Genomic DNA, 24,885 nt, shown 5'->3' with positions numbered 1-24,885 from the left:
CACGTGCCCGCGCACGCCCCTCCGGAGGCCCCTGGCTGAAGGGGTGCGTCGGTGGGAGGTGGGGTCGTGTCAGCCGCCGCTCGTCGGGCGGACGGCGCTGCTGGAGCGGCTGAAGTGGTGCGCGGAGAAGGCCGAGAAGAGCGACAAGCTCGAGCGGACGGACAAGGGCGAGGGCCGTCAGGAAGGCGGCGGTGGCGCGCGCGCCGCGGGCCTCATCCGCGAAATCGTCAACGAGCGGATCAGCGACCCGTACGTGAAGCAGTTGCTCATCGCGTTCCTGGATGATCCGCAGGTGGCCGCGGGGCTGCCGGTGTCGCCAGCGGCCAAGGGCATGCACCACGCGTGGCGCGGCGGCCTGGCCGAGCACCTGCTGTCGGTGATGCGGCTGACGCTGCGGGTGGCGGACCACTACCCCATGGCGGACCGCGACCTGCTGCTGGCCGGCGCGATGCTGCACGACGTGATGAAGGTGGCGGAGATCTCGCCGGACAAGGGCTTCGACTACACGGACGAGGGCAAGCTCGTGGGTCACCTGGTGATGACGGCCCAGAAGATCCGCGAGAAGACGCTGGCCATCCCCGGCTTCCCGCCGCTCCTGGAGCAGCACCTCACGCACCTGGCCATCTCCCACCACGGGCAGCTCGACTACGGCAGCCCCAAGGTGCCGATGACGCTGGAGGCGCACATCGTCCACGCGCTGGACTCGCTGGACTCGCGCATCGCCTCGTGGCTGGAGGCCATGCAGCGCGACCCCAACGACAAGTGGACGGACGTGCTGCGCCACTACGACCGTCAGCTGTGGAAGGGCCCCTCGCCCACCACCCGGGGCCGCACTCCGGTGGAGGGTGGCGGCGCGGGTGGTGGCGGCCGTCGCAAGTCGCGCGAGGAGAAGCGCAAGGCCCGGGGTGAGAAGGCCCCGAACCAGGGCACTCCTCCGGCCGAGGGCACCGCCCCCGCCGTCGCGCGCGAGGAGTCGCCGCGTCCGCCTCGCGAGGAGCATCAGCGTCCTCCGCGCAAGGAGCGTCCGCCCCGCGAGGAGCGCGCCCGGGACGAGCAGCGTCCGCCCCGCGAGGACCGTCCGCCGAGGGACCCGAGCGGGCTGCCCAAGGAGCTGACGTTCAAGCCCTTCAGCGCGCTCACCACGCTGCCCCCCGCCTCCGAGTCCTCATCGAAGAATGGAGAGGGCTCCTCGGAAAGCTGAGTCGTCATGGCGAAAAAGCTGGGTGAGCGCCTCATCGAGGCGGGACTCGTCAACGCCGGGGCCGTGGAGCAGGCCCTGGAGCACCAGAAGATCACCGGCCACAAGCTGGGGGACTGTCTGGTGGAGCTGGGGCTCCTCCAGGAAGCGGCGTTGCTGCGCTTCCTGGCCGCGGAGTTCCAGACGCGCTTCGTGAGCGCGGACAAGCTGGCCAAGGCGAAGATTCCCACCGAGGTGCTGGACAGGCTTCCGGTGCGTCTGGCCGAGGCGCAGAACGTGCTGCCGCTCGCGGTGGACCCGGACCGGAAGCTGTTGTCCGTGGTCGCCGCCGAGCCGCAGAACAAGGCGCTGATGGACGAGATTGCCCTGGTGACGGGCATGTCGGAGGTCTACGCGTACGTGGGCCTGCGCGGCGCCATCGCCGCGGCCATCCGCAAGCACTACTACGGAGACCCCACGGCGTTCGCCGCGCTGCTGGAGTCGGCGAGCGCGCACTCGAACCCGACGGAGTCGACGTCGCGCACGGGGGCGGCGGAGCACAACCGCACCTCCACCAGCAACCGCAGCAGCCTCTCCTTCCGGATGGAGACAGACGCGCGCATGCGGCTGCAGCGCCCCAGCGGCACGCAGGTGGCGGGGCGCCCCTCCTCCACGCAGCGGCGCGAGCCGGGCGGCCCTCGCGGGCTGGTCAGCGACATCGACTACGTGGAGACGCTGGGCATCCTCGTGGGCCTGCTGGAGCAGGACCGCCAGCGCCACCGGGGACACTCCGCGCAGCTCGCGCGACAGGCGGGCATCGTCGGCCAGCGCATGGGCATGCCCCACAAGGAGCTGGCCGCGCTGTCCATCTCCGCGTACCTCCATGATTTGGGCAAGCCCTCCGAGCGGCACTTCTCGCTCGCGAGCAACGCCGTCAACTCCGAGTGGAAGGCGCAGGCCCGCGCGGCCTGTCGCGCGCCCACCAAGCTGTTCGAGACGGTGCACCTGCCCACGCAGGTCAACACCATCCTCGCGCAGCTCTATGAAGCCTGGGATGGCTCCGGCACTCCGCAGGGCGCCAAGGGCGAGGAAATCACCCTGGGCGCGCGCATCCTCGCCGCGGTGGACAGCTTCCTGGAGCTGACGAAGAACCCTGGCAACGCGCTGGGCAAGGCGATGACCAAGGAGCAGGCGCTGGAGCACCTGAGGACGAACTCGGGCGTGCTCTACGACCCCGTGGTGGCGGACATCGTCATCCAGCTCCAGAGCGGTGAGCTCCTGCGCCACCGGCTGGAGAGCGAGGGCCGTCAGGTGCTCGTGGTGGAACCGGACGAGACGGCCCGGGGCGAGCTGCTGGAGGCGGTGCTCAAGCAGGGCCTCGTCGCCCACGCGCTGTCCACTCCGGAAGGCGCGCACGACGGACTGGCCCGGCAAGACTGCGACGTGCTGGTGGTGAGCCTGCGCCTGGGACAGCAGGAAGTGCTCGACTTGCTCCAGCAGGCGCGCTCCACGCCGGAGACCGCGGGCCTTCCCATCGCAGTGGTGGGCGAGCCGGACGCGGCCACGCGCGAGCGCCTGATGATGGGCGGCGCGACGGAGCTGCTGCTCCCGGGAGACAAGTCGCTGGTGGCCAAGGCGGTGCGCGCGCTGCTCGAGGACCGGGTGTTGCACAACGGCCCGGGCCGCGTGGTGCGTGGCAGCTTCGACGAGCTGCCTCCGCGTGAGCTGTTGCGCACGCTGGGCGGCGGGAAGAAGAGCGGCAAGCTCCAGCTGCGTCAGCACACGCTGGAGGGCTCACTGCACCTGGAGGGAGGCCGCGTCGTCTTCGCCGCCTTCGGCGGCCACACCGGGGAACCCGCGCTCCAGGCCCTGCTGAAGATGAAGCAGGCCGACTTCCAGTACGACCCGGACGCGCTGCTGCTCGACGTGCCGCAGATGGACCAGGACCTCCAGGCCCTGGCCAACGCCATCACCGCAGGTTGAGGTTGAAGAGGGCGGCGGCGTTGGCGGTGGTGACCTCCGTCACCGTCTCCAGTGCCACGCCCTTCAGCTCCGCCAGCTTCCGCGCCGTCTCCACCACGTGCGAGGGCTCGTTCTTCCGGCCCCGGTGCGGCACGGGCGCGAGGAACGGGCTGTCCGTCTCCACCATCAGCCTGTCCAGGGGCGCGAAGCGCACCGCGTCCTGGAGCGCCTCCGTCTTCTTGTAGGTGATGACGCCGGACAGCGAGAGGAAGAAGCCCCGGTCCAGGTAGCGCCGCGCGGCGGCCGTGTCGCCGGTGAAGCAGTGGATGACGCCCTTGGAGACGCCCGCTTCTCCGAGAATCGCGTCGCAGTCCTCGTGCGCGTCACGCACGTGCACCACCAGCGGCTTGCCCAGCTTCACCGCGAGGACGCACTGGTGCCGGAAGATGCGGGCCTGCACCTCTCGGGGCGAGTGGTCGTAGTAATAGTCCAGGCCCGCCTCGCCCACGGCGCGGACCTCTGGCCGGGCGCAGGTGCGCTCCAGCGTAGCCAGGTCCTCGTCCGTGGCCCGCGCGGCCTCGTGCGGGTGGATGCCGAGCGTGGGCGACAGGAACTCCGGATGCGCGGCGGCCAGCTCCAGCGCATTGCCCCACTCGCCGGGGCCGTGGAACTGCCCCACGACAATGGCGTGGACGATGCCCACGGCACGGGCCCGCTCCAGCACGGGGGCCACGTCCGCGAAGTCCTTCACTTCCAGGTGGCAGTGCGCATCCACCAGTCTCATGTCCCCTCCTGAAACAAGTCGTCCAGTTCCTGCCGGGCCTCGGGTGAAGTGAAGGTGCTCACCGAGGCGCGAACACGCTCGCGGCCGTCCGCATCCCCCAGGCGCCACACCCCATCCGCCGCATCCAACCGGTCTTCTTCGTCAGCACTCGAGTCCTGGAGCAGCGCGAGCAGCCAGGGCAGCGCCCGCATGTCCCCCAGACGGCCCAGGCCTCGCGCGGCGGCGCCACGGCAGGAGTCCTTCGCGTCGTCGAGGATCTCCTTGAGTCGCTCCAGCGCACCGGGGGCCTTCACCTCGCCCAGCAGCTCCACCGCGAGCGCGCGGTCCTGACTCCACTTCTTGCGCGAGCGCTGAAGCAGGTGCGCCGCGCCCGCGGGGTCTCCCAGCTTCGCCAGCACCCCCGCCGCCTGCGTCCGGTCGAAGGCGGGCAGGAGCCAGCGGCCGAACAGGCGCTTCACGGCGGGCAGGGCTCGCGCGTCCTCCAGCTCGGCCATGGCGCCCAGGGAGCGGAAGCGGAGCAGGTCCGCATCCAGCGCCTCAATCAGCACCTCCAGCCCCGCGGGATGCTTGAGCGCGGCGATACCTCGCGCTGCCTCGAAGCGAACCTCCGGGACGGAGTCCTCCAACATGCCCGCCAGGGCCCCGCGCAACTCCGGCCGGTACAGGTCCGCCAGTCGACCGGTGGCCTCCAGGCGCACCACCGACTCCGCGTCCCGCAGGTAGAAGATGAGCAGCGCGGGCAACTCCTCGGGAGGAAGAACCACCGTCGCGAGCGCCACACCCGAGCGCTTCACCTCCGGCTGGGCATCCGACAGCAACCGGGGCACCACCTCCGCGAAGTCCTCGGCTGGCGAGGGGGCCTCCAGCGCGAGGTGGTGGAGCTGTTGCGCGGCCTCCGCCCGGAACGCCGGACGCTTCTCGCGCTCCAGGGCCAGCAAGGCCCGGTCCCGCTCCGCACGCCAATCCGTCACGTCCAGTCACCTCGCTGCCCGGCGGCCTCGGCCCCGGACGCGTGAATGGGCAATGGCCCCAGACACCGCTCGTGGGCGGAGCACAGGCGCTCCGCCCACCACCCCATCACTTCACGTCGCTGCCCGGCGGGACGTTGCCAGGGTCCAACAACGACAGGTCCTTGCCGCCGGGGCCCGCCGTCAGGAGCATCCCCTTCGACTCGATGCCCTTCAGGCTGCGCGGCTTCAGGTTCGCGACGACCACCACGTTGCGACCGACGAGCGACTCGGGAGCGAACGCCTCGGCGATTCCGGAGACGATGGTGCGCGGACCGCTCGCCTCACCCACGTCGACCGTGAGCTTGAGCAGTTTGTCCGCCTTGGCGACCTTCTCCGCCGCCAGCACCTTGCCCGACTTGAGCACCACCTTGGCGAAGTCCGCGTACTCAATCTCCCCCGAGCCGGCGGCCTCCGTGGCCCCCGCACCCGAGGTCGCCTGCGTGACAGGCGCGGGCTCGGCCGGCTTCTTCTCGGCCTTCTTCTCCTTGCTCGCGCCTTCGGCCTTCTTCGCCTCGGGAGCCGGCACGGCGGCGACGGCCCCCGGCGGCTCCACGATGATGGCGTTGACGCGGTCCTCTTCGAGTCGGGGCAACAGCGGCTCCGGGGTGCCGATGGGGCGGCTGCGATCCAACAGCGGGTACTTCGCCCCCTCCAGCGCCTTGAAGGTGAGCGGCTCGGCGCCGAGCTGCGCGAACAGCTTCTCCGACAACCGAGGCGTCACCGGCGCCAGCAGCGCGCCCAGCAGGTACACCAAGTCGGCGGCGTCGGACAGGTCCGCACGCGCGACCTCCGCGTCCTTCTTCACCTGGGCCCACGGCGCCGACGTCTGCACGAAGGCATTCGCCGCGGAGGCGATGTCCGTGATGACGCGGATGGCGTTGCGGTACTCCAGCTTCTCGAAGGCCTCGCGAACCTCGGGGATGCGGGCGAGCACGGACTCCACCAGCGCGCGGCCCGGACCCTCGGACCGACCCGGCGCCAGCTTTCCGCCCAGCGGCCCGGCCAGCAGCGACAGCGCGCGGTTGGCCAGGTTGCCCACGTTGTTCACCAGCTCCCCATTCACCCGAAGACGGAAGTCCTTGAGGTTGAGGTCCAGGTCCTCCACGCCCGCGCCCAGGTTGGCCGCGTAGAAGTAGCGCAGGTAGCTGGGGTCCAGTTGGTTGAGGTAGTCGCGCACCGGCACCATGGTGCCGCGGCTCTTCGACATCTTCTCCCCGTTCACCGTGAGGTGGCCGTGGACCTTGATTTCGCTCGGGATGTGCAGCCCCGCCACGTCCAGCACCGCGGGCCAGAAGAGCGCGTGGAAGTAGACGATGTCCTTGCCGATGAAGTGGACGATGCGTGCGCCGCTGTCCTTGGCCCAGTAGTCCAGCGCGCTCTTCGCCTTGCCCGTCTCCTTCGCCCACTTCTCCGTCGTGGCGATGTAGCCGATGGGCGCATCCAGCCAGACGTAGAAGTACTTGTCCGTCTCGCCCGGAATCGCGAAGCCGAAGTACGGGCCGTCGCGGCTGATGTCCCAGTCCGCCAGCCCCTTCTCGAAGAAGCCTTGCAACTGAGCGGCGAGGCCGGGGTGGATGAAGCCGGGCTTGCGCAGCAGCTCCTGCAGGAAGTCGGCGTGGCGGGAGAGCTTGAAGAACAGGTGCTCGGACGATTTGCGCACCGGCGGGGTTCCACACAGGGAACAGCGCGGGTCGATGAGGTCCGTGGGGCTGTACGCCTTGCCACACTTCTCGCAGGCGTCGCCGTACTGGTCCGGCGACTTGCAGTTGGGACAGGTGCCCTTGATGAAGCGGTCCGGCAGGAAGCGACGGTCCTTCTCGCAGTACGCCTGTTCGACGTCCTTGCGCTCGATGTCGCCCTTCTCCTTCAACCGCCCGTAGATGAGCTCCGCGTACTGACGGTTCTCCGGCGAGTTGGTGGAGTGGAAGTAGTCGAAGCGGACATCCAGGTCCTGGAAGTCCTTCTGATGCTCATCCTGGAACCGGGCGATGAAGTCCTCGGGCTTGAGGCCCTGCTTCGCCGCGTTGAGTTCGATGGGTGTGCCGTGCGTGTCGTCAGCACAGAAGTAGACGACGTCCTTGCCGCTGGAGCGGAGGAAACGGACGTAGATATCGGTCTGGATGTACTCGACGGCGTGCCCGATGTGGAGGGGGCCGTTCGCGTACGGAAGTGCACTGGTGACGAGGATTCTCTCCGCCATGGACTCTCCTGGGGGCGGCGGACATTAGCCGCTCGGTGGGCCGAGGTCATCGACGGCGTGGGGGCCGCGAGCACGAATGCAACGCGGTGCCGGGAATGTTATCGACCCGAAACGCATGTGCACCATCATCATCCTTCGCCAGGTCCATCCTGAGTGGCCGCTGGTGCTCGCGGCCAACCGGGACGAACTCCTCGCTCGTCCCGCGACGGGCCCACAAGTCCTGCTCGAGTCTCCCCGGACCGTGGGGGGACGTGATGTGGAGCGCGGCGGGACGTGGATGGGGGTTACTAACGAGGGCCTCTTCGTGGGCCTGACGAACCAGCGTGGCGGGCAAGCAGGAGGCCCGGCTCCCCGCTCGAGGGGAGAGGTGGTGCTCCAGGCCCTCGCCGCCGGCACCGTCGAGGGCGTCGAGCGCTACCTCGACACCCTCTCGGGCAAGGACTTCCTCCCCTTCAACCTCCTGTATGGCGACGCCCGGACACTTCGGGTGGCCTATGGCCGGCCCGGACAGTCAGGGCTTCGACGCGAGGATGTCCCGCCGGGCATCCATGTCCTGCCCAACGACGTGCTCGACTCGACGGAGCTGCCCAAGGTCCAGCGCGCGAAGACGCTCGCCACGAAACTCGTGCTCCAGCCCTGGCCCCGGTTCGAGGAAGGCCTGAAGGCCCTGCTGGCGGACGAGGCGCTTCCTCCCCTGGAGTCCTTGCCCGCACAGCTCTCAGGCGAGTCGTTCCCACCGGACTTCCGCCAGCGGCTCCAGGCGCTGTGCATCCACACGCCGGCCTATGGCACGCGCTCCTCGGCCATCGTCGCCCTCGCCCCCGGGCGCGTGGGGCACTACCTGACGTCGGAGACGCGCCCCTGTGAGGGCCCCTGGCAGGACGTCACTGCGATGCTTGAGACGCCGCGTCCCCCCGCCTGAACCCCGCCTGTCCCGTCTCCAGTCGCGACAGCAGGGCGGACAACAGGGCCCACAACCGGGGCTCCTTCAAGAGCCCGGGAGCCCGCAGCGAGCGGTGCAGCGCCACGAAGTCCCGCGCCACCTCCGGGTCGTCGAGCACCGCGCCGCCCCCGAGCAGCAGCTCCTCCGCGGGAGGCTCGCCTTCCACCTCCTGCACCGCCTGGCCCGAGGGGGCAGTGCCCTTCAGGTAGGCGACCGGCACCAGCATTCCGCAGGACACCCCGGGCCGCCCGCCCTCGCCGCGCAGCGCGTGAATCTCGCCCGGAGGAATGACGACCAGGCTCCCGGGCGGCGCCACCAGATTCGCGCCCCCACATGACACCTGCTGGACATGTCCGGCATCCAGGGTGAGCTGAAGCTCGTCATGGACGTGCAGTGCCTGCGAGGTCGCTCGACCGCTCACCCGGTACAGCACCAGCCCTGGATACGCCGCCGGGCGCCAGACCTGCGCCGTCGCATATCCCTCCCACTCCGTCACCATGTGCCCTGCTCCCGCCCCGTCACGCACGGGTGACACGAAAGCTAGACGCGACGAAGGCCCCTCACACGTGGCCGCGAGGTCATGGGTCGATGTCCGCTCGCGGGCAGTGTCGCCTCAGCGCGGCGCGACGGGCGCGGGCTCGCCCACCAGGACGCGTGCACGGCCGTCCATGGTGAGTGTCACCTCTTCCACCGTGGTGAAGCCCCCCGTGCCACGCGCCAGTTCGGCCAGGTGCCGCATCCACGGGTTGTAGGGCATGCCGTTGTCGGAGCAGCAGGGCACCACGGCGAAGGGCAGGCCATGCCGGGCCGCGTACTCGATGATGATGCGCGTGGCCCCGTCGGGGTGCATGCCCACCACCAGCTCCGCGTCGCACGGCTCCTCCAGCGTGAAGATGCGCTGGGCGTACGTCACCGGCAGGTGCTTGTGGCGCAGGTCGAAGGTGGTGACGGCCCGGCCGCGCCGGGTCAGCGCCTCGTTGAGACGCCCCTGCCCGCCCGCGACGTCGAAGACGCGAGGGGCCACGAAGCGCGACACGATGAAGTCCGCGAAGAGGTCGAAACGACGCTTGTCCGCCATACGCGGCCTCCTCTACCCGAGCCGGACTCCAAGTGCACGTCCCCGTCGCCCGCCTGCCCCTCAGACGCCGAGGCACACCGTGGCCAGCAGCCGCTCGATGACGAGCCGACCGTTGCCGGAGGACTTGAGGGACAGGTCCGCCTCCGCGCACGCCACCAGCGAGCCCAACAGCTCCTTGCGCTCATAGCCCGCGGCGGCCTTCATGCTGAAGGTGAGCGCCCAGGCGTTGGGCATCTTGCGCCGCGTGCCCTTCAGCTCCACCTCCAGCTTGGGGAACACCCGGGCCTCCACGTCCTTCGCGGAGCGCGGCGGAGTGCCCCCCGCGTAGCGGAACATCCACTCGTGGGCCTCCAGCAGGCCGCGCACGATGGAGGCCACCGCGCCCAGCAACTGGAGCGCATGCGTGCCCTGCCCCATCGCGTCCTCGGCGTAGGTGAGCGCGCCACGGAAGTCCCGCTTCTGGAGCGCCTCGGACAGCTCGAAGAACTCCTCCTCGCGAGCGTGGTGCACCAGCGACACGACGTCGGAGCGCGCGATGGCCGGCCCCTCCGAGTACGTGGCCAGCTTCTCCAGCTCCGACTGCAAGAGGCGGATGTTGCCGCCGACGCGCTCCTTGAGTTCCTCCAGCGCGCCGGGCCCGAGCTTCTTCTTGAAGGGCGCCAGGAACTCCGTGGAGATGGCGGAGAGGTCCAGGTCCTTGTGGCGCGCGGCCACCTTGCGCTCGACGACGTGGCCCTTGTCCTGCGCCAGCTTCACCAGCGGATTCTTCGCGTCCACTTCCGTGGCCGCCATCACCAGCGAGTGTCCCGAGGGGACGCCCTTCTGGATGAGGTCCATCAGCACCGTGGCGTCACCCTCCGGCGCGGTGATGCGCTCCTCCTTGCAGAAGGCGGCGGCCTCCTTGAGGAAGGCGACGTCCGCCTCGGCCAGGTCGACGTTCAGCTCTTCCTTCCACTGCTCCACCGACGGGGCACCCGACGCGGACGGGTCCAACTTGTCCACGCCCCACCCCGCGCGCGCGGCCAGCGCCAGCAATCGCCGGGCGCCTTCCTTGCGCTTGCCCGCCTTCCACGCCTCGCGAGCCTTGGCCAGTGGATCTCCCCGGCCCTTCTTGGGCGCGAGGAACTCCGGGTCCCTCACCACGACGACCTTGCGCCCGGGGAACAGCGGCATGGTGGCCAGCTCCTGCGCCACCTCGCGCGGGCTGCCCGCGTCCAGCATCACCAGGTTGAGCCCCACCGCGGCGTCGGGGACCAGCAGCTTGACCAGCTCGTCGGCGCCCTTGCGGACCAGGTACTCCTCGCCCCACAGCAGGTAGAGCGGAGAGACCTTCCCGGACTTCACGCCCGCGAGCACGTCCTCCAGCAGGTCCTTGCTCATCGCACGGTCTCCGTGAACAGGTCGATGAGCATGCGCTCCAGTTGCAGCCGGGGTGCGCCATTGCGCGCCACCGCCGCGCGAGCCGCCTCCAGCAGCGAGTGACGCCGATGCAGCCACGCATCGGAGATGCGCGAGGCCACGTCCACCGCCAGCGCGCGCAAGTCCCGGTTCGCCAGCGAGTCCTCGCGGCCGGCCCTCACCAGCGCCACGTCGCGCGTCCACAGCACGAGCAACTCCAGCGTCGCCTCCGCGTCCTCGCGCGAGCCGCCGTGCTCGTCGGCGAAGCGCAACAGGCCCACCGCGTCCTCGCCTCGCAGGGACTCGAAGGCGGTGACGACGTCCTTGCGCCGCGCCAGCGCCTCCACGTCCAGCGCCAGCGCGCGGCCCAGGCTGCCACCGGCCATGATGGCCGCGAGCTGGGCGGTGTCCGCGTCCAGCTTTCGCACGGTGCGCACGCGCTCGGCGACCAGCTCCACGGAGAGCGGGCCGAAGTGCACCTTGCTGCACCGGCTGCGAATGGTGGGCAGCAGCTTGTCCACCGCGTTGGCCACCAGCACCAGCGTGGTCTCCGGAGGCGGCTCCTCCAGCGTCTTGAGGAACGCGTTCTGCGCCTGCACGTTCATCGCCTGCGCGGAGATGATGATGGCCACCTTGCGGCGGGACTCCAGGCCGCGCAGGGCCAGCCGCTCCTGGAGGTTGCGGATCTGCTCCACGCGCAACTCACGACTCGGCGTCCCCGTGAAGTCCGAGCGTCCCGCCAGTCCGCGAGACACGCGTTCATCGTCCGGCATCACCCAGGTGACGTCGGGATGGAGGCCCTTGGCCACCCGCACGCAGCTGGCGCAGGCGCCACAGCCCACGTCCGGCTGCTCGGGGCAGGTCAGTGCCTGGGCGAGCCCCACGGCCGCCAGCTCCTTGCCCACCCCCTCCGGCCCAGCGAAGAGATACGCATGGTGCACCGCACCACCGCGAAGTGCCGCCTGAAGTGAATCAATCGCGCGGGGCTGTCCCAGCACCGATGCGAGCGTCATGGCGCGTGTATCCCTGCTTGCGCGCCACGCGTCAACCGCTGCCTTGACCCCTCGGGCGAGCGCGGGTCAGAGTCGGGGGCCCTTGCTGCCTTTTCTCCAGAGCAATCTGTCGCTGGCCGCGGGTGCGCTGCTGGTCCTGGTCCTCCTCGGGACGCGGGCGACGAGCCAGGACCCGGACTTGAAGCGGGACTTGACCGGCGCCCTGCGGCTCCTGGTGATGTTCCTGATGCTCCGGGTCACCGCCTGGGCCCTGCCGCACACGACCCCCCCGGGGCCGCTCAAGGCGCTCCAGGTGGCGTGGATGCTGACGTTCGCCTTCGGCGTCATCCGCGCGAGCGTGGGCTTCGGCCTGAAGCTCGTCCGGCTGCGCTCATCGTCCGTGGTGACGCCGAAGATTCTTCGCAACGTCATCGACTTCCTGCTCTACACGCTGGCCGCCGTCCCCATCTTCCAGACGCAGTTGGACCTGGACCTGACGGGGCTCGTCGCCACGTCCGCGGTGCTGTCGGTCGTCATCGGCCTCGCGCTCCAGGAGACGCTGGGCAACCTCTTCGCGGGACTGTCGCTCCAGCTCGACAAGCCCTTCGAGGTGGGCGACTTCATCCGCATCGGCGAGCACACCGGGCGCGTGGCGCAGGTGAACTGGCGCTCCATCCGAATCATGACGTTCCGCCGCGAGCTGGTGACGCTGCCCAACTCGATGGTGGCCAAGGAGCAGCTCAAGACGTTCTCCCAGGACCGGGAGCCGGTGGGCGTGGACACGCAGGTGCGGGCCTCCTACGACACGCCGCCCAACGTGATGAAGGCGGCCCTGCTGGACGTGGCGCGCGCGATTCCTCAAGTCCTGGTGGACCCCGCGCCCTTCGCCCGCACGCTCGCGTTCGACGAGGCGTCCGTCCGCTACATGCTCCGCTTCTTCGTGAACGACTTCTCGCTCGCGGACGCGGTGACGGCGGAGGTCCACACCCGACTGTGGTACCGGCTGCGACGCGACGGCGTGGAGGCGCCCGTGCCCCACCGCGTGCTGCGCATCCGCGAGGACGTGCCCAAGCCGGAGTTGCCCGCGCACACGGTGCTGAGCCTGCTGCGCGCGGTGGACCTCTTCCAGCCGCTGGCGGACGCCGACCTGGAGCGACTGGGCCAGGAGGTCCACGTGAGGCGCTTCGGCCGGGACGAGCACGTCATCCAGGAGGGAGACGACGGCCGCACCTTCTACCTGGTGGCCTCGGGCAAGGTGAGCGTGCGCGCGGGCAAGACGCAGGCGGAGGTCGCCCAACTGGGTCGGGGCGACTACTTCGGAGAGATGTCGCTGCTCACCGGAGAGAAGCGCGCGGCCACCATCGTCGCCCTGGAAGACTCGCTGCTGCTCGAGGTGGACCGGCCGACCTTCGCGCGGCTGTTCGCCGAACACCCGGGCCTGGCCCGCCAGCTCTCCGCCATCCTCGCGCAACGGCGCACCCAGCTCCGGGCCGTCGCGCAGGCCAGCGGCGCCAGCTCGGACCCCATCCCCGCCGAAGTGGGACGAATCCTGGGTCGGCTGCGCCAGATCTTCGGGCTCAGCGCGTCGCACGAATAGCCCCTGAGTCTCTCGCCCCAAGGGGCCATTTCCGCCCCGGTTGGGCCTGCCTGCCCTACCCACCAGGGGGTCCATTTCAAGGCGCTCGCGAGGCCCTCCCCGTCAGAGGGAATGTCAGACCCCTCCGGTAGTATCCCTTCATTCCCGCTACCGGAAAGGAAGTCGACATGACCACCCTTCGTGAGACCCCGTGCGTTTCCGTCAATCAGCTGGGCCAGTACCTCACCGGAACGCCGTCCCTCCGCAAGCGCATCATCCACGGGCAGCGCAACCCGGTGGACCCGCGGTACCTGCGCTACCCCGCAGCCGCCCAGGCCATCACCGAGTACCTCTGCGAGGGCCGTGACGAGGTCATCCTCCGCTACCACCAGCGGCGGCTGCTCAACGCCCAGCCGGACTCGGACTTCGACGCGCACCGGCTCGCCCTGTGCGCCGAGGCCCTCCAGCACTGCCTCCTCGCCGCGGACGACCTGGCCACGTGCGCCATCGCCAGTCCCGCGGACGGGGCCCCCGCGCCCCTGGAAGTCGCTGGCGTCGCCGTCAAGGTCCGGCCCGAGGTGCTGCTGCGCGGCGTCGATGCGCGCGGGCAGATGCGCTCGGGCGTGCTGAAGCTCTACTTCTCCAAGCACGCGCCACTGGATGAGCGCGCCGGCCAGTACATCGCCACCGTGCTCCACCGCTTCGCCGAGGAGCGCCTGGAGCAGCGCGGCCCCGTGGACCCTCGGCTCGTGGGCGTGTTCGACGTGTTCGCCGGCCGCCTCTTCATGGCGCCCAAGTCGCAGCAGCGCCGGCTCAACGACGTCCTCCTCGCCTGCGAGGAGATCGCCGGCTGCTGGAACCGGAACTGACGGACCGCCGGCCCCGCCCGTGCCCGCATCGGCGCGGGGCCGGTGTTCATTTCCGGGACGCGACTTCCCGCATCCGCGAACGCATTGGGGGGGAACCCCCTGTCCCCCCCTGGGAAGCCAAGGGGTTTCCTCGCGGGTGAAGCTGGCACGGCCTTCGCTTTGAGGGCCGCCATGGACTCGCTCCGCCAGGATTTCCGCTACGCGCTGCGCACGTTGAGGCATACCCCCGGCTTCACCCTGGCCGCCGTGGTGACGCTCGCACTGGCCATCGGCGCGAACACCGTCCTCTTCAGCGCCATCCACGCCATGCTGCTGCGGCCCCTGCCCTTCCAGGAGTCGGAGCGGTTGGTGCGGCTGTGGTGCAAGCAGGAGGTCATCAGCACCGCCTCCCTGTCGCCCCCGGAGCTGCTCGGTTGGCGGGAGCACGGCCGCGGCTTCACCGCGCTCGCGGGCTTCACCCGGCAGGACTTGAGCCGCACGGGTGGCGACACTCCCGAGCGGGTCCGCGCCGGCCGCGTCACCCCCAATTTCTTCAAGCTGCTGGGCGTCATCCCCGCCCAGGGGCGGGACTTCCTGGACGAGGACGCGCAGCCTCGCAACACCTCGAGCGTGGTGGTGGTGAGCCATGGCTTCTGGCGAAAGTCGCTCGGTGGCGCGGCCGACGCAGTGGGGGCATCGTTGCAGTTGGACGGGCGCACCCACACGGTGGTGGGCATCCTGCCGGAGGGCTTCACCTTCCCGGAGTTCGCCGAGGACGCGGACGTCTGGCAGCCCCACTGGCTGGACCCGGAGGCCCACGGCAACCATTTCATGCAGGTGGTGGGGCGGCTGGCGCCGGGCGTCACGCTGGAAGCGGCGACGGAGGACCTGCTGCGGGTGGCCCTGGCCATCGCCCGGACGGAACCGGGTGAGAAGCCGCACAAGGTGACGACGGCGATGTGGCAGCAGCACCTCACGTCCAGCAGCCGCCCGGTGCTGTGGACGCTTTGGGCCGCGGTGGGCTTCGTGCTCCTCATCGCCTGCGCGAACGTGGCCAACCTGCTCCTGGTACGCGCCCTGGCGCGGCAGCGGGACGGGGCCATCCGCGCCGCGCTCGGCGCCAGTCGGGGCCGCCGGATGCAGCAGGCGCTGGCGGAGAGCGTGCTCCTGGGCCTCTTCGGCGGCGCCCTGGGACTGCTGTTGGTGATGTGGGGCATGGAGCTGGTGCGCGCGCTGTTGCCCCAGTCGATGTTGCGCATGGCGCCCGTGGAGCTGAGTGTTCCGGCGCTGCTGTTCAGCCTCGCCCTCTCCGTGGGCGCCGGCATCCTCTTCGGCCTCGCGCCCGCGCTGCACACCGCCGGCATGGATGTGCTGCCGCTCTTGAAGCAGTCCGGGAGCGCGGTGGGCGCTCGCGCCAACCACCCCCTGCGCAACACGCTGGTGGCGGTGCAGCTGGCGCTGGCGCTGGTGCTGCTGGTGGGCACGGTGCTGATGGTGCAGACGCTGCGCAACGTGCAGGCGGTGGACCCGGGGTTCGACGCGGAAGGCGTACTGACAGCGCGGCTGTCACTGCCCGACGTGAAGTACGCCACACCCGACCGGCTGCGAGGCTTCTACGGCGAGTTGCTGGAGCGCCTGCGCGCGCTGCCCGACACGGAAGCGGTGGGGCTGGTCAACGACGCGCCACTGGGAGGAACCAACTCCAACGGAGGCTTCACCCTGGAGGGCGCGTCCGACCAGGACACGGACCGCTACCTCGCCGAGTACCGCGTGGCCTCTCCCGACTACTTCCGCGCCCTGCGCATCGCCGTGCGTCAGGGCCGGGCGTTCGGCCCCCAGGATTCCGAGAAGGGCGCACCCACCCTCATCGTCAATGAGGCCTTCGTGCGCACGTTCCTGGAGGGCGGCGACGCCCTCGGGCGCAGGGTGCGACTGGGCTGGAGCGACTCCGAGCCCTTTCGCGAAATCGTTGGCGTGGTGGCGGACGTGCGCCACTCGCGGCTGACGGAGCCCTCCACGCCGGAGGTGTACCTGCCCTACGAGCAGTTCCCCCTGCAGACCATGTCCGTCCTGATGAGGACGCGCCGCGAGCCGTCGACGCTGGTGGCGTCGGTGCGCCAGGAGCTGAAGGCCGTGGACGCCGAACAACCCATCTATGACCTGGCCCCCTTCGCCAGCCGCCTGGATCGCCAGCTCTCGCGTCCCTTGGCCACCGCGCGCCTGCTCGCCGCCTTCGCGCTGCTCGCCGTCATCCTGGCCGGCGTGGGGGTCTACGGCGTCATGGCCTACGCGGTGGGACAGCGCACCCGGGAGCTGGGCATCCGCCTCGCACTGGGCGCTCATCCCCGCCAGGTGCTCGGGCTGGTGATGCGCCAGGGCCTCCAGCTCACCGCGGTGGGCGTGGGCGTGGGCCTGCTGGCCGCCTTCGGCTGCATGAGACTGCTGGCCACCCTGCTGTACGGTGTGAATGCCAACGAGCCGGGCGTCTTCCTGGGTGTTGCCGTGGCACTGGCGGCCGTGTCGCTGTTGGCCACGTGGTTCCCCGCATTGCGTGCCAGCCGGGTGTCGCCGTCCGTGTCGCTGCGCGCGGAGTAACCGCGCCCTCCTGCTCGGACGGGAGGTGGGCGGCTCGGAACGCCCTCCCCCCTGAGTCAAGCTCCGGGCGCCAGGCCTCCGGACCCTCACGGGCCATGGGGTGACTTCACCCCAGCCCCAGGTAGGGCGGCGCGGAGCAGACCAGCGGACGTCCCGGACGGTTGGCCCTTTGACGCTTGGCGATGGAAGGGTTTAAGAGTCCGCATGCACTTCGACTGGACCTTTCTGGTTCGCGTGAGCGCGCTGGTGTTGCCCGCCATGCTGCTCATGGTTCTGCATGGCGCGACGGCGAAAGCCGCGGAGACGAGCGCCCCGCTGGAGAAGCTGGCCAGCCGCCGCATCTTCTTCGGGCACCAGTCGGTGGGCGGCAACCTCCTCGACGGGGTGAAGCAGATTCCCGCGTCCTCCCAGGGATTGGCGCCGCGCGTCGTGGAGGTGAAGAACCCCACGGAGTCGCTGGCGCCCGGCACCCTGGCGCACGCCCTGGTGGGACAGAACGAGAAGCCCGAGTCCAAGATCGCCGACTTCGAGCGGATGATGGACGCGGGGCTCGCGAAGTCGACGGACGTGGCCTTCTTCAAGTTCTGCTACATCGACTTCAACGGCGCCACGGACTCGCGCGCGCTGTTCGAGAAGTACCGCGTCTCGCTGGAAGGCCTGAAGGCGCGCCACCCGGGCACCACGTTCGTCCACGTCACCGCGCCGCTCACCACGGTGCAGCGGGGCGCCAAGGCGTGGCTGAAGGAGCTGCTCGGCCGTCCGGTGTGGGGCATCGCCGAGAACGTGCGGCGCGAGATGTTCAACGAGCTGATGCGCAAGGCGTACGGCGGCAAGGAGCCCCTCTTCGACCTGGCCCGGCTGGAGTCCACGGCGCCCGACGGCACGCGGGAGACCTACGAGCTGAACGGGCAGACGTGGCCGGCGATGGTGCCGGGCTACTCGGACGATGGTGGACACTTGAACGCGACGGCACAGGCGCGCCTGGCGAAGGAGCTGCTCAACTTCCTCGCGAGCCTGCCCGCGCCCGCCGTCCAGCCTCCCATCCCCGCCGTCCAAGCCACGCCGTGACATGACGCCGTTACGCCAATCACTGTCACGCGAGCTTGGGGGCCTCCTGTCCCGCCTGAAGTTGAGGCGCTGTCAGGAGGTGGGGGACTCGCCCACGGTGCTGGGCCGCGTGTGGATTCATGGCGCGGGCCGCGTGCACGTGGGCTCCCGGGTGGTGCTGGATGGACGGCTGGCGCCCATCGAGCTGCATGCCATGTCCAGCGACAGCCTCATCATCCTGGGGGACGACGTCGCCATCGAAGGTGGTGCCTCCCTGGAAGCGCTGAGCTCCATCACCGTGGGCCCGGGCGCGAGGCTGGGGGCCTTCATCAAGGCGATGGACAACCAGCACCATCCGCTCCGGGGCAACCGCCACGAGCGGCCCGCGTCGGTGCCGATGGTCATCGCGGAGGGGGTGACGGTGGGCAGCCGCGCCATCCTCCTGCCGGGCGCGCAGCTCCAGAAGGGCTGCACCGTGGCGCCGGGCACCGTCATCTCGCGCAAGATTCCCGCCGGAGTGACGGTGGGTGGCGCGCCTGCCCGGGTGTTGCGCAGGGAGGTGACGGGATGACGTCGCGAATGCCGTTCGTCCGGGTGCCCGCCGTGCTGGCCCAACTGGAAGCGCTGCGCAAGACGGTGGAGCCCCGCGCCCAGCGCGCGGTGGCCATGGTGCGCGCCCGGTGGTTGTTCCGCGACGTCCAGTCGCTGGGACACAACGTGGCCGCCTACGGCCCGCTCTCCGTGCACAACGCGGGGGAGATGGTGCTGGGAGACAGGCTCACCTTCGTGGGCGGGATGCTGCCCAGCTCGCTCGTGTGCCATGCGGGCGCGCTGCTCACCATCGGCGAGGAGACCCAGTTCAACTATGGCGTCTCGCTGGAGGCGTGGAAGTCGGTGAGCGTGGGAGCCCGGTGCATGTTCGCGTCGTTCGTGCGGCTCGGAGACCGGGACGGACACCACACCGCGCCCATCGTCATCGAGGACGACGTGTGGGTGGCCCATGGGGCCATCATCATGCCCGGGGTCCGCGTGGGGACGCGCTCGGTGGTCGCCGCCGGCAGCATCGTCACCCAGGACGTGCCGCCCGACACGCTGGCCATGGGCAATCCCGCACGCAACATGAGCCTGGAGCTGGTTGCTCGCGACACAGGCAGCTGAGCGCCTCAAGCCTTTTTCCCGGGTGCGTCTTCTTCACGCCTGGATTGTTTCCGAACCCATCCACCGTTTTTCCAGACAGGACTTCCTACCGTGAGCATTCGTGAACGCATCCGCACCTTCATCGTCGACACGTTCTTCGTGGACGAGTTCGGCGACGACGACTCCTTCCTGCGCAAGGGCCTCATCGACTCCACGGGGATGATGGAGCTGGTGGCGTTCGTGGAGCAGGACTTCGGCATCAAGCTGGAGGACAAGGAGCTGGTGCCGGAGAACCTGGACTCGCTCACGCGCGTCGCCGCCTTCGTCGAGCGCAAGCAGCAGCAGCGCCTGCCGCAAGCGGGCTGAGAGCGAGCGCGCCATGTGTGGAATCGCTGGCTTCACCTACCCGGCGGGAGGGAGCGCCGGGGCCGCGCGGGCGGAATCCGCCGAGCGGCTGCGCCGGATGACGGCCAGCATCCGCCACCGGGGCCCCGACGCGCAGCGGGCCCTGCTGCTGGACGGCGTGGCGCTGGGCCACACGCGGTTGTCCATTGTCGACCTGGAGGGCGGACACCAGCCCATGCGGGACGCGGCGACGGGGCTCACCGTCGTCTTCAACGGAGAGATTTTCAACCACGTGGAGCTGCGCGAGCAGCTCGCGAGTCAGTACGCCTTCCGCACGCGCTCGGACACGGAGGTCATCCTCGCGGCGTTCCTGGCGTGGGGCATCGACTGCGTGCGCCGCTTCGAGGGCCAGTGGGCCTTCGCGCTGTGGGACCCGCGTGACGCCACGCTGTGGCTGTCGCGAGACAGGGTGGGCATCTGCCCGCTGTTCTACGCGGAGCTGCCCGGCGGACACCTGGCGTTCGGCTCGGAGGCGAAGGCCCTGTTCGCCAGCGGCCTGGTGACGCCGTCGCTGGACGCGAGAGGGCTCAAGCAGACCTTCCAGCTCTGGTCGCCGGTGGCGCCGCGCACCTCGTTCGAGGGCGTCCGGCTGTTGCCCCCGGCGCACTCGGCGAGGTTCCGCGCGGGGACGTTGGAGACGTTCCGGTACTGGGACCTGGACTTCGGCGTGGAGCCGAGCACCGCGAGCGGCGAGCGCATCCAGGAGGAGCTGGGCGAGGCGCTGGAGCGCGCCGTGCGGCTGCGGCTGCGCGCGGACGTGCCGGTGGCGGCGTACCTGTCGGGGGGACTGGACTCCAGCCTCCTGTGCGCGCTGGCGCAGGGACAGTTGGGCGGAACTCTGCGGACGTTCTCCGTGGGCTTCGAGCGCGCGCGCTTCGACGAGCGTCAGCACCAGGCCACGGTGGCGGAGGCGCTGCGCACGGAGCACCGCGTGGTGGAGATGCGGGATGGCGACATCGGCACGTTGGTGCCCGGCGTCATCTTCCACGCGGAGCAGGCGATGATGCGCTCGGCGCCCGCGCCCTTCCTGCGGCTGAGCGAGTGGGTGCGGGAGAATGGCATCCGGGTGGTGCTCACCGGGGAGGGCTCGGACGAGATGTTCCTCGGCTACGACCTCTTCAAGGAGACCAAGGTCCGGCAGTTCTGGGCGCGGCAGCCGACGTCGAAGTGGCGGCCCCTGCTGTTGCGAAAGCTCTACCCCACCCTGTCGGTGAGCCAGCAGAACGTGGAGCTCTTGCGCGAGTTCTTCGGCATGGGGCTGGAGGACCCGGGGAGCCTGGGCTTCTCGCATCTGGTGCGTTGGTCCAACAGCGGTCGAATCCTCCGCTTCCTCGCGCCGGAGTTCGCGGCGAGCGTGGTGGACGAGGACCCGATGGCCTCGGTGCTCGCGACGGTGCCGAAGCACGTGGCCATGTGGCGGCCCCTGGCGCGCGCGCAGTACCTGGAGGCGAAGACACTCCTGTCCGGGTACCTCCTGTCGGCGCAGGGCGACCGCATGCTCCTGGGCAACGCGGTGGAGGGACGCTTCCCGTTCCTGGACACCTCGGTGATGGAGCTGGCGGCGAGAATCCCCGAGCGGGTGCGGCTCAAGGGCCTGGACGAGAAGCACGTCCTCAAGCGCTTCGCGAAGGGTCGCGTTCCCGAGTCCATCCTGGAGCGCAGCAAGTTCCCATACCGTGCGCCCATCGCTGGAGCGCTGGTGGGACCGGAGGCGCCGGCGTGGGCCAAGGAGCTGCTCGCGCCCGAGGCCGTCGCGAAGGTGGGCGTGTTCGACGCGCGCAAGGCGGAGCGGCTGGTGGCCAAGCTGCGTGCGCCCAACTCGACGGAGAGCGAGGCCGACACCATGGCCCTGTTCGCCATCGCATCCACGCAGTTACTCGCGCAGCATTTCCTCACCCCGAGGCCACTGCCCCAGGCCGACCTGGACGCCGTGGTGGTGGAGGCCGCATGAATGCGACGGACTCCGCACCCTCGTGGGTGCCTGGCCATTCCGAGCACCCGACTGTCGCCCCTGCATGGGGACGAGAGGCCGTATGAGCACGACGGACTCCGCACCCTCGTGGGTGCTTGGCCATGCGGAGCGCACACCGGACGCCTCGGCGGTGGACTCACCGTGGACGCGGCTCACATATCGACAGCTCTCCGAGCGGATGCGCTCCCTCGCGGGGCATCTGCACGCAGTCGGTGTGGCAGCCGGAGACAAGGTCCTCATCGCCCTGCCCCTGGGCTCGGCGGGCGCCGTGGCCGCGCTCGCGGTGCAGGCCCTGGGCGCCTGCGCGGTGGAGCTGGACCGGGAGACCGGAGCGACGTCTGTCGACGCCATCCTCGCGCAGACGGGCGCACGTCATGCCTTCATCTTCGGACAGGACGCGCGCAAGTGGACCGGCAAGGGCCTCGGACACCTGTACGTGGTCCACTCCGCGCGACCTCCGGAGCGGATGCTCCAGGCGCTTTCACCCGCGACGTGCACATGGGTGCAGGAGGACGGAGCGCTCGACGCGGACGTGAAGGTGACGCCGCTGGACGCGATGCCCTCGACGTCCGCCCAGGCCCACGCATCCATCGTCTACACGTCGGGCAGCACGGGCACGCCTCGAGGTGTCATCCAGACCTTCGGCAACATCGCCGCGAACACTCGCTCCATCGTCGAGTACCTGGGACTGACTTCTCGTGACCGGGCGCACCTGGTGCTCCCCCTGCACTATTGCTACGGCAAGAGCGTGCTCCAGACGCACCTGCTCGTGGGCGGCTCGGTGTTCCTGGACCCGCGCTTCATGTATCCGCAGGTGGTGCTGGAGGCGATGGCCGCCGAAAAGAGCACCGGCTTCGCGGGCGTGCCGCTCACCTTCGAGCTCTTGCGCAGACAAGCCGGCGCGGAGGCGCTGTCGAAGCTGCGGCTGCGCTATGCGACTCAGGCCGGCGGAGGCATGTCCCCGGACACGATTCAGTGGACGCGCGACGCGCTCTACCCCGCCGAGCTGTACGTCATGTATGGCCAGACAGAGGCCACCGCGCGACTGAGCTACCTGCCGCCCACGCGAGCCACGGAGAAGGCCGGCTCCATCGGCGTGGCGATTCCCGGCGTCGAGCTGCGCGTCGTGGGCGAGGATGGCAAGGCACTGCCGACAGGCGAGACAGGCCACCTGGTCGCGCGAGGCGCCAACGTGACACCGGGCTACTTGAAGGACGCCGAGGAGACCGCGGCCATCCTCAAGGATGGCTGGCTTTGGACGGGCGACCTGGCGTGGAAGGACGCGGACGGCTTCATCTTCCTCGTGGGCCGCGCCAAGGAAATCCTCAAGGTGGGCGGCCACCGGGTGAGCCCCGCGGAGATGGAGCATCAGCTCGCGCGGCACCCCGCCGTGCGCGAAGTCGCGGTGGTGGGCGTGCCGGATGCCCTGGGTGGCGAGGCGGCGTGCGCCGTGGTGGCGCTCCAGGAAGGCGTCGCGGTGAAGGAGGACGACCTGCGGCGCTTCTGCAGGGAGTCGCTGCCGGCGCACAAGGTGCCCAAGCACGTGGTGTTCGTGGAGGCGCTGCCGCGCGGGCCCAGTGGAAAGGTGCTCAAGGCGGAGCTGCGCACTCAATATTCGTCGGTCGGTTCTTCGTGAAGGGTTCGAGAGGGGTCCACAAATGAAATTCTCCAAGCAGGTGCTGGAACTGGATTGGGAGGCGAAAGCCGCCGAGCTGTCCGAAGGGCTGCGCGAGACGGTGACGAAGAAGCTGCGCAAGCGCGGCCTCGTGGTGGCCATCTCCGGCGGCATCGACTCCGCGTGCGTCGCGGCGCTGGCCGTGCGGGCGCTGGGTCCCGAGCGTGTCTTCGGCATCCTCCTGCCGGAGAAGGACTCCAGCGGGTGGAGCTCGCAGTTGGGCCGCAAGCTCTGCGAGAAGCTGGGAATCAAGTACCAGCTCCACGACATCGCCCCCATCCTCGAGGCCGCCGGCTGCTATCGGCAGCGCGACGAGGCGGTGCAGTCCGTCTTCCCCGAGTTCACGCCCGACATGAAGTGGAAGATTGTCATGCACGGCGACCGGCTGAACACGGACGCGGTGAACTTCTTCTACGTCGTGGTGCAAGTGAATGGCGAGGAGCGCCGCTTCCGGCTGTCTCCCCAGGCCTATACCCAGATTGTCGCCGCGACGAACTTCAAACAGCGCACGCGGAAGATGATGGATTACTTCCACGCGGACCGGCTGAACTTCGCGGTGGCGGGCACGCCCAACCGTCTGGAGTATGACCAGGGCTTCTTCGTGAAGCTGGGCGACGGCGCCGCGGACGTGAAGCCCATCGCCGGCCTCTACAAAACCCAGACATACAAGCTGGCCAAGCACCTGGGCGTCATCGACGAAATCACCAGCGGCGAGCCCACCACCGACACGTTCAGCCTTCCCCAGTCGCAGGAGGACTTCTACTTCTCCGTGCACTACTCGCAGTTGGACTTGCTGATGTGGGCCAAGAACCACGCGGTGCCCACGGACGAGGCCGCGCAGGTGATGGGCCTGACGCCCACCCAGGTGCAGCGCGTCTACGACGACATCGACCAGAAGCGCCGCAGCACGGCCTATCTGCACTCGCCGCCGCTGCTGCTGGAGAAGGTGCCGGAGCTGGAGCCCTTCAAGCTCGGCTGAAGATGAAGGGTGGACGGGAGGCACCCTCGCCTCCCGTCCTTCGAGCGGGGACTACTCCTCCTCGCAGGCCTCGGCCTTCACAGGGATGCCCTTGCGCGCGTCGTCGCGCACGTAGAGCGAGCCTTCGCGGAAGTAGTCCTTCCCACCCTGCAGACGGATGACGTTCCGCTTCGGGTCCGTCACCGTCCACTTCAGCATCTCGCTGGCTCCGCGCTGGTAGGCCACCAGCAGCGTCGAGCCGCCACCTGCCTCGGCATTCACGCGCCGCACCTGGCCCAGCAGGTCATCCTGGCCGTAGTCGATGAGAATCGACCCGGACGCCTCCAGCGTCACCGAGGGCGTGTTCGACCCGCACCACTCCTCGATGAGGTAGCCCTTGCCCTTGCGCCGCACCTGCACCCACTTGCCGGCCAGGGCGCGCATCGCATCGGCGGACGCGGCCTCGAGGCCGCCCTTCAGCCCGCTGCACTCCAGCTCGTTGGCCGACAGGAGCCCCGTGGCGACCCGCGGCCCCTTCACCACGCGCACGAGGACGTTGTACGGCATCGGCAACGAGGCGTGCATCTCCACCTTGTCCCCGGCCACCAGGGTGGGCCCCTGCCGCGTCCCATCCAGCGGCCGCAGGAGGGCCTCCTTCGCCTTCAGCGTGCACGTCGACAAGGCCTGGAGGGAGGCCCGCGAGAAGCTGTCCTGCCCGGACCACCCCGCGCCACAACAGCCCGGCCCCTGCCCCTTCAAGACCAGCCTGTCGGCTTCCAGCCCCAGCGTCCATTTACTCTCACGATGGATGTAGGTCGTCAGGTCCCATGACTTCGGGGAGGTCTTCTTCTCCACAGCGAAGGTGCAGTCACAGGCGTCCGTGCCCTTCCCGCTCGGAAAATTCGAGTCGTATTGGACATACGTCTGCCCATCCCCCTCCAGCACCACGAGTGTGGCGCCCTCCTTGGCATAGACACCCGTGAGTGGCGGTTGCTGCGCGGCTGCGAGGCCCGCCCACAGACACAATGACGCGCCAGTCACGAGCCCGTAACGCAGTGCATTCATTCGCGACTCCTTGTGTGGATTCACCCAGACAGGCTCCACGTCTATCTCTCTCCGAACCCGGAA

21 protein-coding genes are annotated in these 24,885 nt (G+C 69.7%); 13 read left to right on the top strand and 8 right to left on the bottom strand.

What is annotated here, in order from left to right; genetic code table 11:
• Both HUW62_RS15275 and HUW62_RS15270 read left to right on the top strand, forming a co-directional pair.
• The coding region (locus HUW62_RS15275) for an HD domain-containing protein (protein WP_176434885.1) at nt 1-1,201 on the top strand (1,201 nt) is incomplete at its 5' end.
• Between the two features lie 6 nt (nt 1,202-1,207).
• Entirely contained in the window at nt 1,208-3,160 is a 1,953-nt protein-coding gene (locus HUW62_RS15270) for an HD domain-containing phosphohydrolase (protein WP_163865799.1), read from the top strand.
• Here the strand turns inward: HUW62_RS15270 and HUW62_RS15265 are convergent.
• From HUW62_RS15265 to metG, 3 genes are all read right to left on the bottom strand, one after another.
• Nucleotides 3,147-3,923 carry a TatD family hydrolase gene (locus HUW62_RS15265; RefSeq protein ID WP_163865800.1) on the bottom strand — a complete coding sequence of 259 codons (777 nt, stop codon included), beginning with the start codon at nt 3,921-3,923 and terminating at the stop codon, nt 3,147-3,149. The genes HUW62_RS15270 and HUW62_RS15265 overlap by 14 nt on opposite strands.
• Nucleotides 3,920-4,894 carry a HEAT repeat domain-containing protein gene (locus HUW62_RS15260; RefSeq protein ID WP_163865801.1) on the bottom strand — a complete coding sequence of 325 codons (975 nt, stop codon included), beginning with the start codon at nt 4,892-4,894 and terminating at the stop codon, nt 3,920-3,922. The genes HUW62_RS15265 and HUW62_RS15260 overlap by 4 nt, the downstream gene beginning before the upstream one ends.
• Before the next feature lie 106 nt (nt 4,895-5,000).
• On the bottom strand, nt 5,001-7,133 hold the full coding sequence (metG, locus tag HUW62_RS15255; RefSeq protein ID WP_176434884.1) for a methionine--tRNA ligase: 2,133 nt from the start codon (nt 7,131-7,133) through the stop codon (nt 5,001-5,003).
• A 115-nt stretch (nt 7,134-7,248) separates the two neighbouring features.
• Between metG and HUW62_RS15250 the strand changes: the two genes are divergently transcribed.
• Nucleotides 7,249-8,055 carry an NRDE family protein gene (locus tag HUW62_RS15250; protein WP_163865803.1) on the top strand — a complete coding sequence of 269 codons (807 nt, stop codon included), beginning with the start codon at nt 7,249-7,251 and terminating at the stop codon, nt 8,053-8,055.
• On the opposite strand, the gene HUW62_RS15245 is transcribed toward HUW62_RS15250, so the two are convergent.
• The 4 genes from HUW62_RS15245 to holB form a co-directional block, all read right to left on the bottom strand.
• On the bottom strand, nt 8,018-8,575 hold the full coding sequence (locus HUW62_RS15245) for an AraC family ligand binding domain-containing protein (RefSeq protein ID WP_163865804.1): 558 nt from the start codon (nt 8,573-8,575) through the stop codon (nt 8,018-8,020). The two genes, HUW62_RS15250 and HUW62_RS15245, sit on opposite strands and share 38 nt — an antisense overlap.
• A gap of 114 nt (nt 8,576-8,689) precedes the next feature.
• Nucleotides 8,690-9,154: a hypothetical protein gene (locus tag HUW62_RS15240; RefSeq protein ID WP_163865805.1), complete on the bottom strand. Its 465-nt coding sequence runs from the start codon at nt 9,152-9,154 to the stop codon at nt 8,690-8,692.
• A 60-nt stretch (nt 9,155-9,214) separates the two neighbouring features.
• Complete coding sequence (holA, locus tag HUW62_RS15235; RefSeq protein WP_176434883.1) at nt 9,215-10,534, bottom strand: DNA polymerase III subunit delta; 1,320 nt, start codon at nt 10,532-10,534, stop codon at nt 9,215-9,217.
• The gene (gene holB / locus HUW62_RS15230) at nt 10,531-11,565 is read right to left on the bottom strand and encodes a DNA polymerase III subunit delta' (protein ID WP_176434882.1); all 1,035 of its coding nucleotides are present in this window, start codon (nt 11,563-11,565) and stop codon (nt 10,531-10,533) included. The genes holA and holB overlap by 4 nt, the downstream gene beginning before the upstream one ends.
• Nucleotides 11,566-11,647: 82 nt before the next feature.
• Here holB and HUW62_RS15225 point away from each other — a divergent pair, with 82 nt between their 5' ends.
• From HUW62_RS15225 to nadE, 10 genes are all read left to right on the top strand, one after another.
• Complete coding sequence (locus HUW62_RS15225) at nt 11,648-13,141, top strand: mechanosensitive ion channel family protein (protein WP_240356370.1); 1,494 nt, start codon at nt 11,648-11,650, stop codon at nt 13,139-13,141.
• Between the two features lie 167 nt (nt 13,142-13,308).
• Nucleotides 13,309-13,989, top strand: a complete 681-nt coding sequence (locus HUW62_RS15220; protein WP_176434881.1) for a hypothetical protein — start codon at nt 13,309-13,311, stop codon at nt 13,987-13,989.
• A 171-nt stretch (nt 13,990-14,160) separates the two neighbouring features.
• A complete protein-coding gene (locus HUW62_RS15215) occupies nt 14,161-16,563 on the top strand; it encodes an ABC transporter permease (RefSeq protein WP_176434880.1) in 2,403 nt (800 codons plus the stop codon).
• Between the two features lie 204 nt (nt 16,564-16,767).
• On the top strand, nt 16,768-17,631 hold the full coding sequence (locus HUW62_RS15210; protein ID WP_176434879.1) for a hypothetical protein: 864 nt from the start codon (nt 16,768-16,770) through the stop codon (nt 17,629-17,631).
• A 79-nt stretch (nt 17,632-17,710) separates the two neighbouring features.
• Nucleotides 17,711-18,181 (top strand): acetyltransferase, encoded by a 471-nt coding sequence (locus HUW62_RS15205; protein WP_368670418.1) that lies wholly within the window; start codon nt 17,711-17,713, stop codon nt 18,179-18,181.
• On the top strand, nt 18,178-18,768 hold the full coding sequence (locus HUW62_RS15200) for a DapH/DapD/GlmU-related protein (RefSeq protein WP_163865813.1): 591 nt from the start codon (nt 18,178-18,180) through the stop codon (nt 18,766-18,768). Before HUW62_RS15205 ends, HUW62_RS15200 begins: the two co-directional genes overlap by 4 nt.
• Nucleotides 18,769-18,858: 90 nt before the next feature.
• Complete coding sequence (locus HUW62_RS15195) at nt 18,859-19,113, top strand: acyl carrier protein (RefSeq protein WP_163865814.1); 255 nt, start codon at nt 18,859-18,861, stop codon at nt 19,111-19,113.
• 13 nt (nt 19,114-19,126) lie between these two features.
• Nucleotides 19,127-21,103 carry an asparagine synthase (glutamine-hydrolyzing) gene (gene asnB / locus HUW62_RS15190; RefSeq protein ID WP_176434878.1) on the top strand — a complete coding sequence of 659 codons (1,977 nt, stop codon included), beginning with the start codon at nt 19,127-19,129 and terminating at the stop codon, nt 21,101-21,103.
• A gap of 82 nt (nt 21,104-21,185) precedes the next feature.
• On the top strand, nt 21,186-22,760 hold the full coding sequence (locus tag HUW62_RS15185) for a class I adenylate-forming enzyme family protein (RefSeq protein ID WP_176434877.1): 1,575 nt from the start codon (nt 21,186-21,188) through the stop codon (nt 22,758-22,760).
• 22 nt (nt 22,761-22,782) lie between these two features.
• Nucleotides 22,783-23,778, top strand: coding sequence for an NAD(+) synthase (gene nadE / locus HUW62_RS15180; protein WP_176434876.1), 996 nt, complete (start codon nt 22,783-22,785; stop codon nt 23,776-23,778).
• A 51-nt stretch (nt 23,779-23,829) separates the two neighbouring features.
• Here nadE and HUW62_RS15175 read toward each other — a convergent pair whose 3' ends face one another.
• Nucleotides 23,830-24,822 (bottom strand): hypothetical protein, encoded by a 993-nt coding sequence (locus tag HUW62_RS15175; RefSeq protein ID WP_176434875.1) that lies wholly within the window; start codon nt 24,820-24,822, stop codon nt 23,830-23,832.
• Between the last annotated feature and the right edge of the window lie 63 nt (nt 24,823-24,885).

This window comes from Myxococcus sp. AM011, from assembly GCF_013372595.1.
GTDB lineage: Bacteria > Myxococcota > Myxococcia > Myxococcales > Myxococcaceae > Myxococcus > Myxococcus eversor.
Note: the sequence above shows the minus strand (reverse complement) of the source record. Positions and strands in the feature narration are given on the sequence as shown.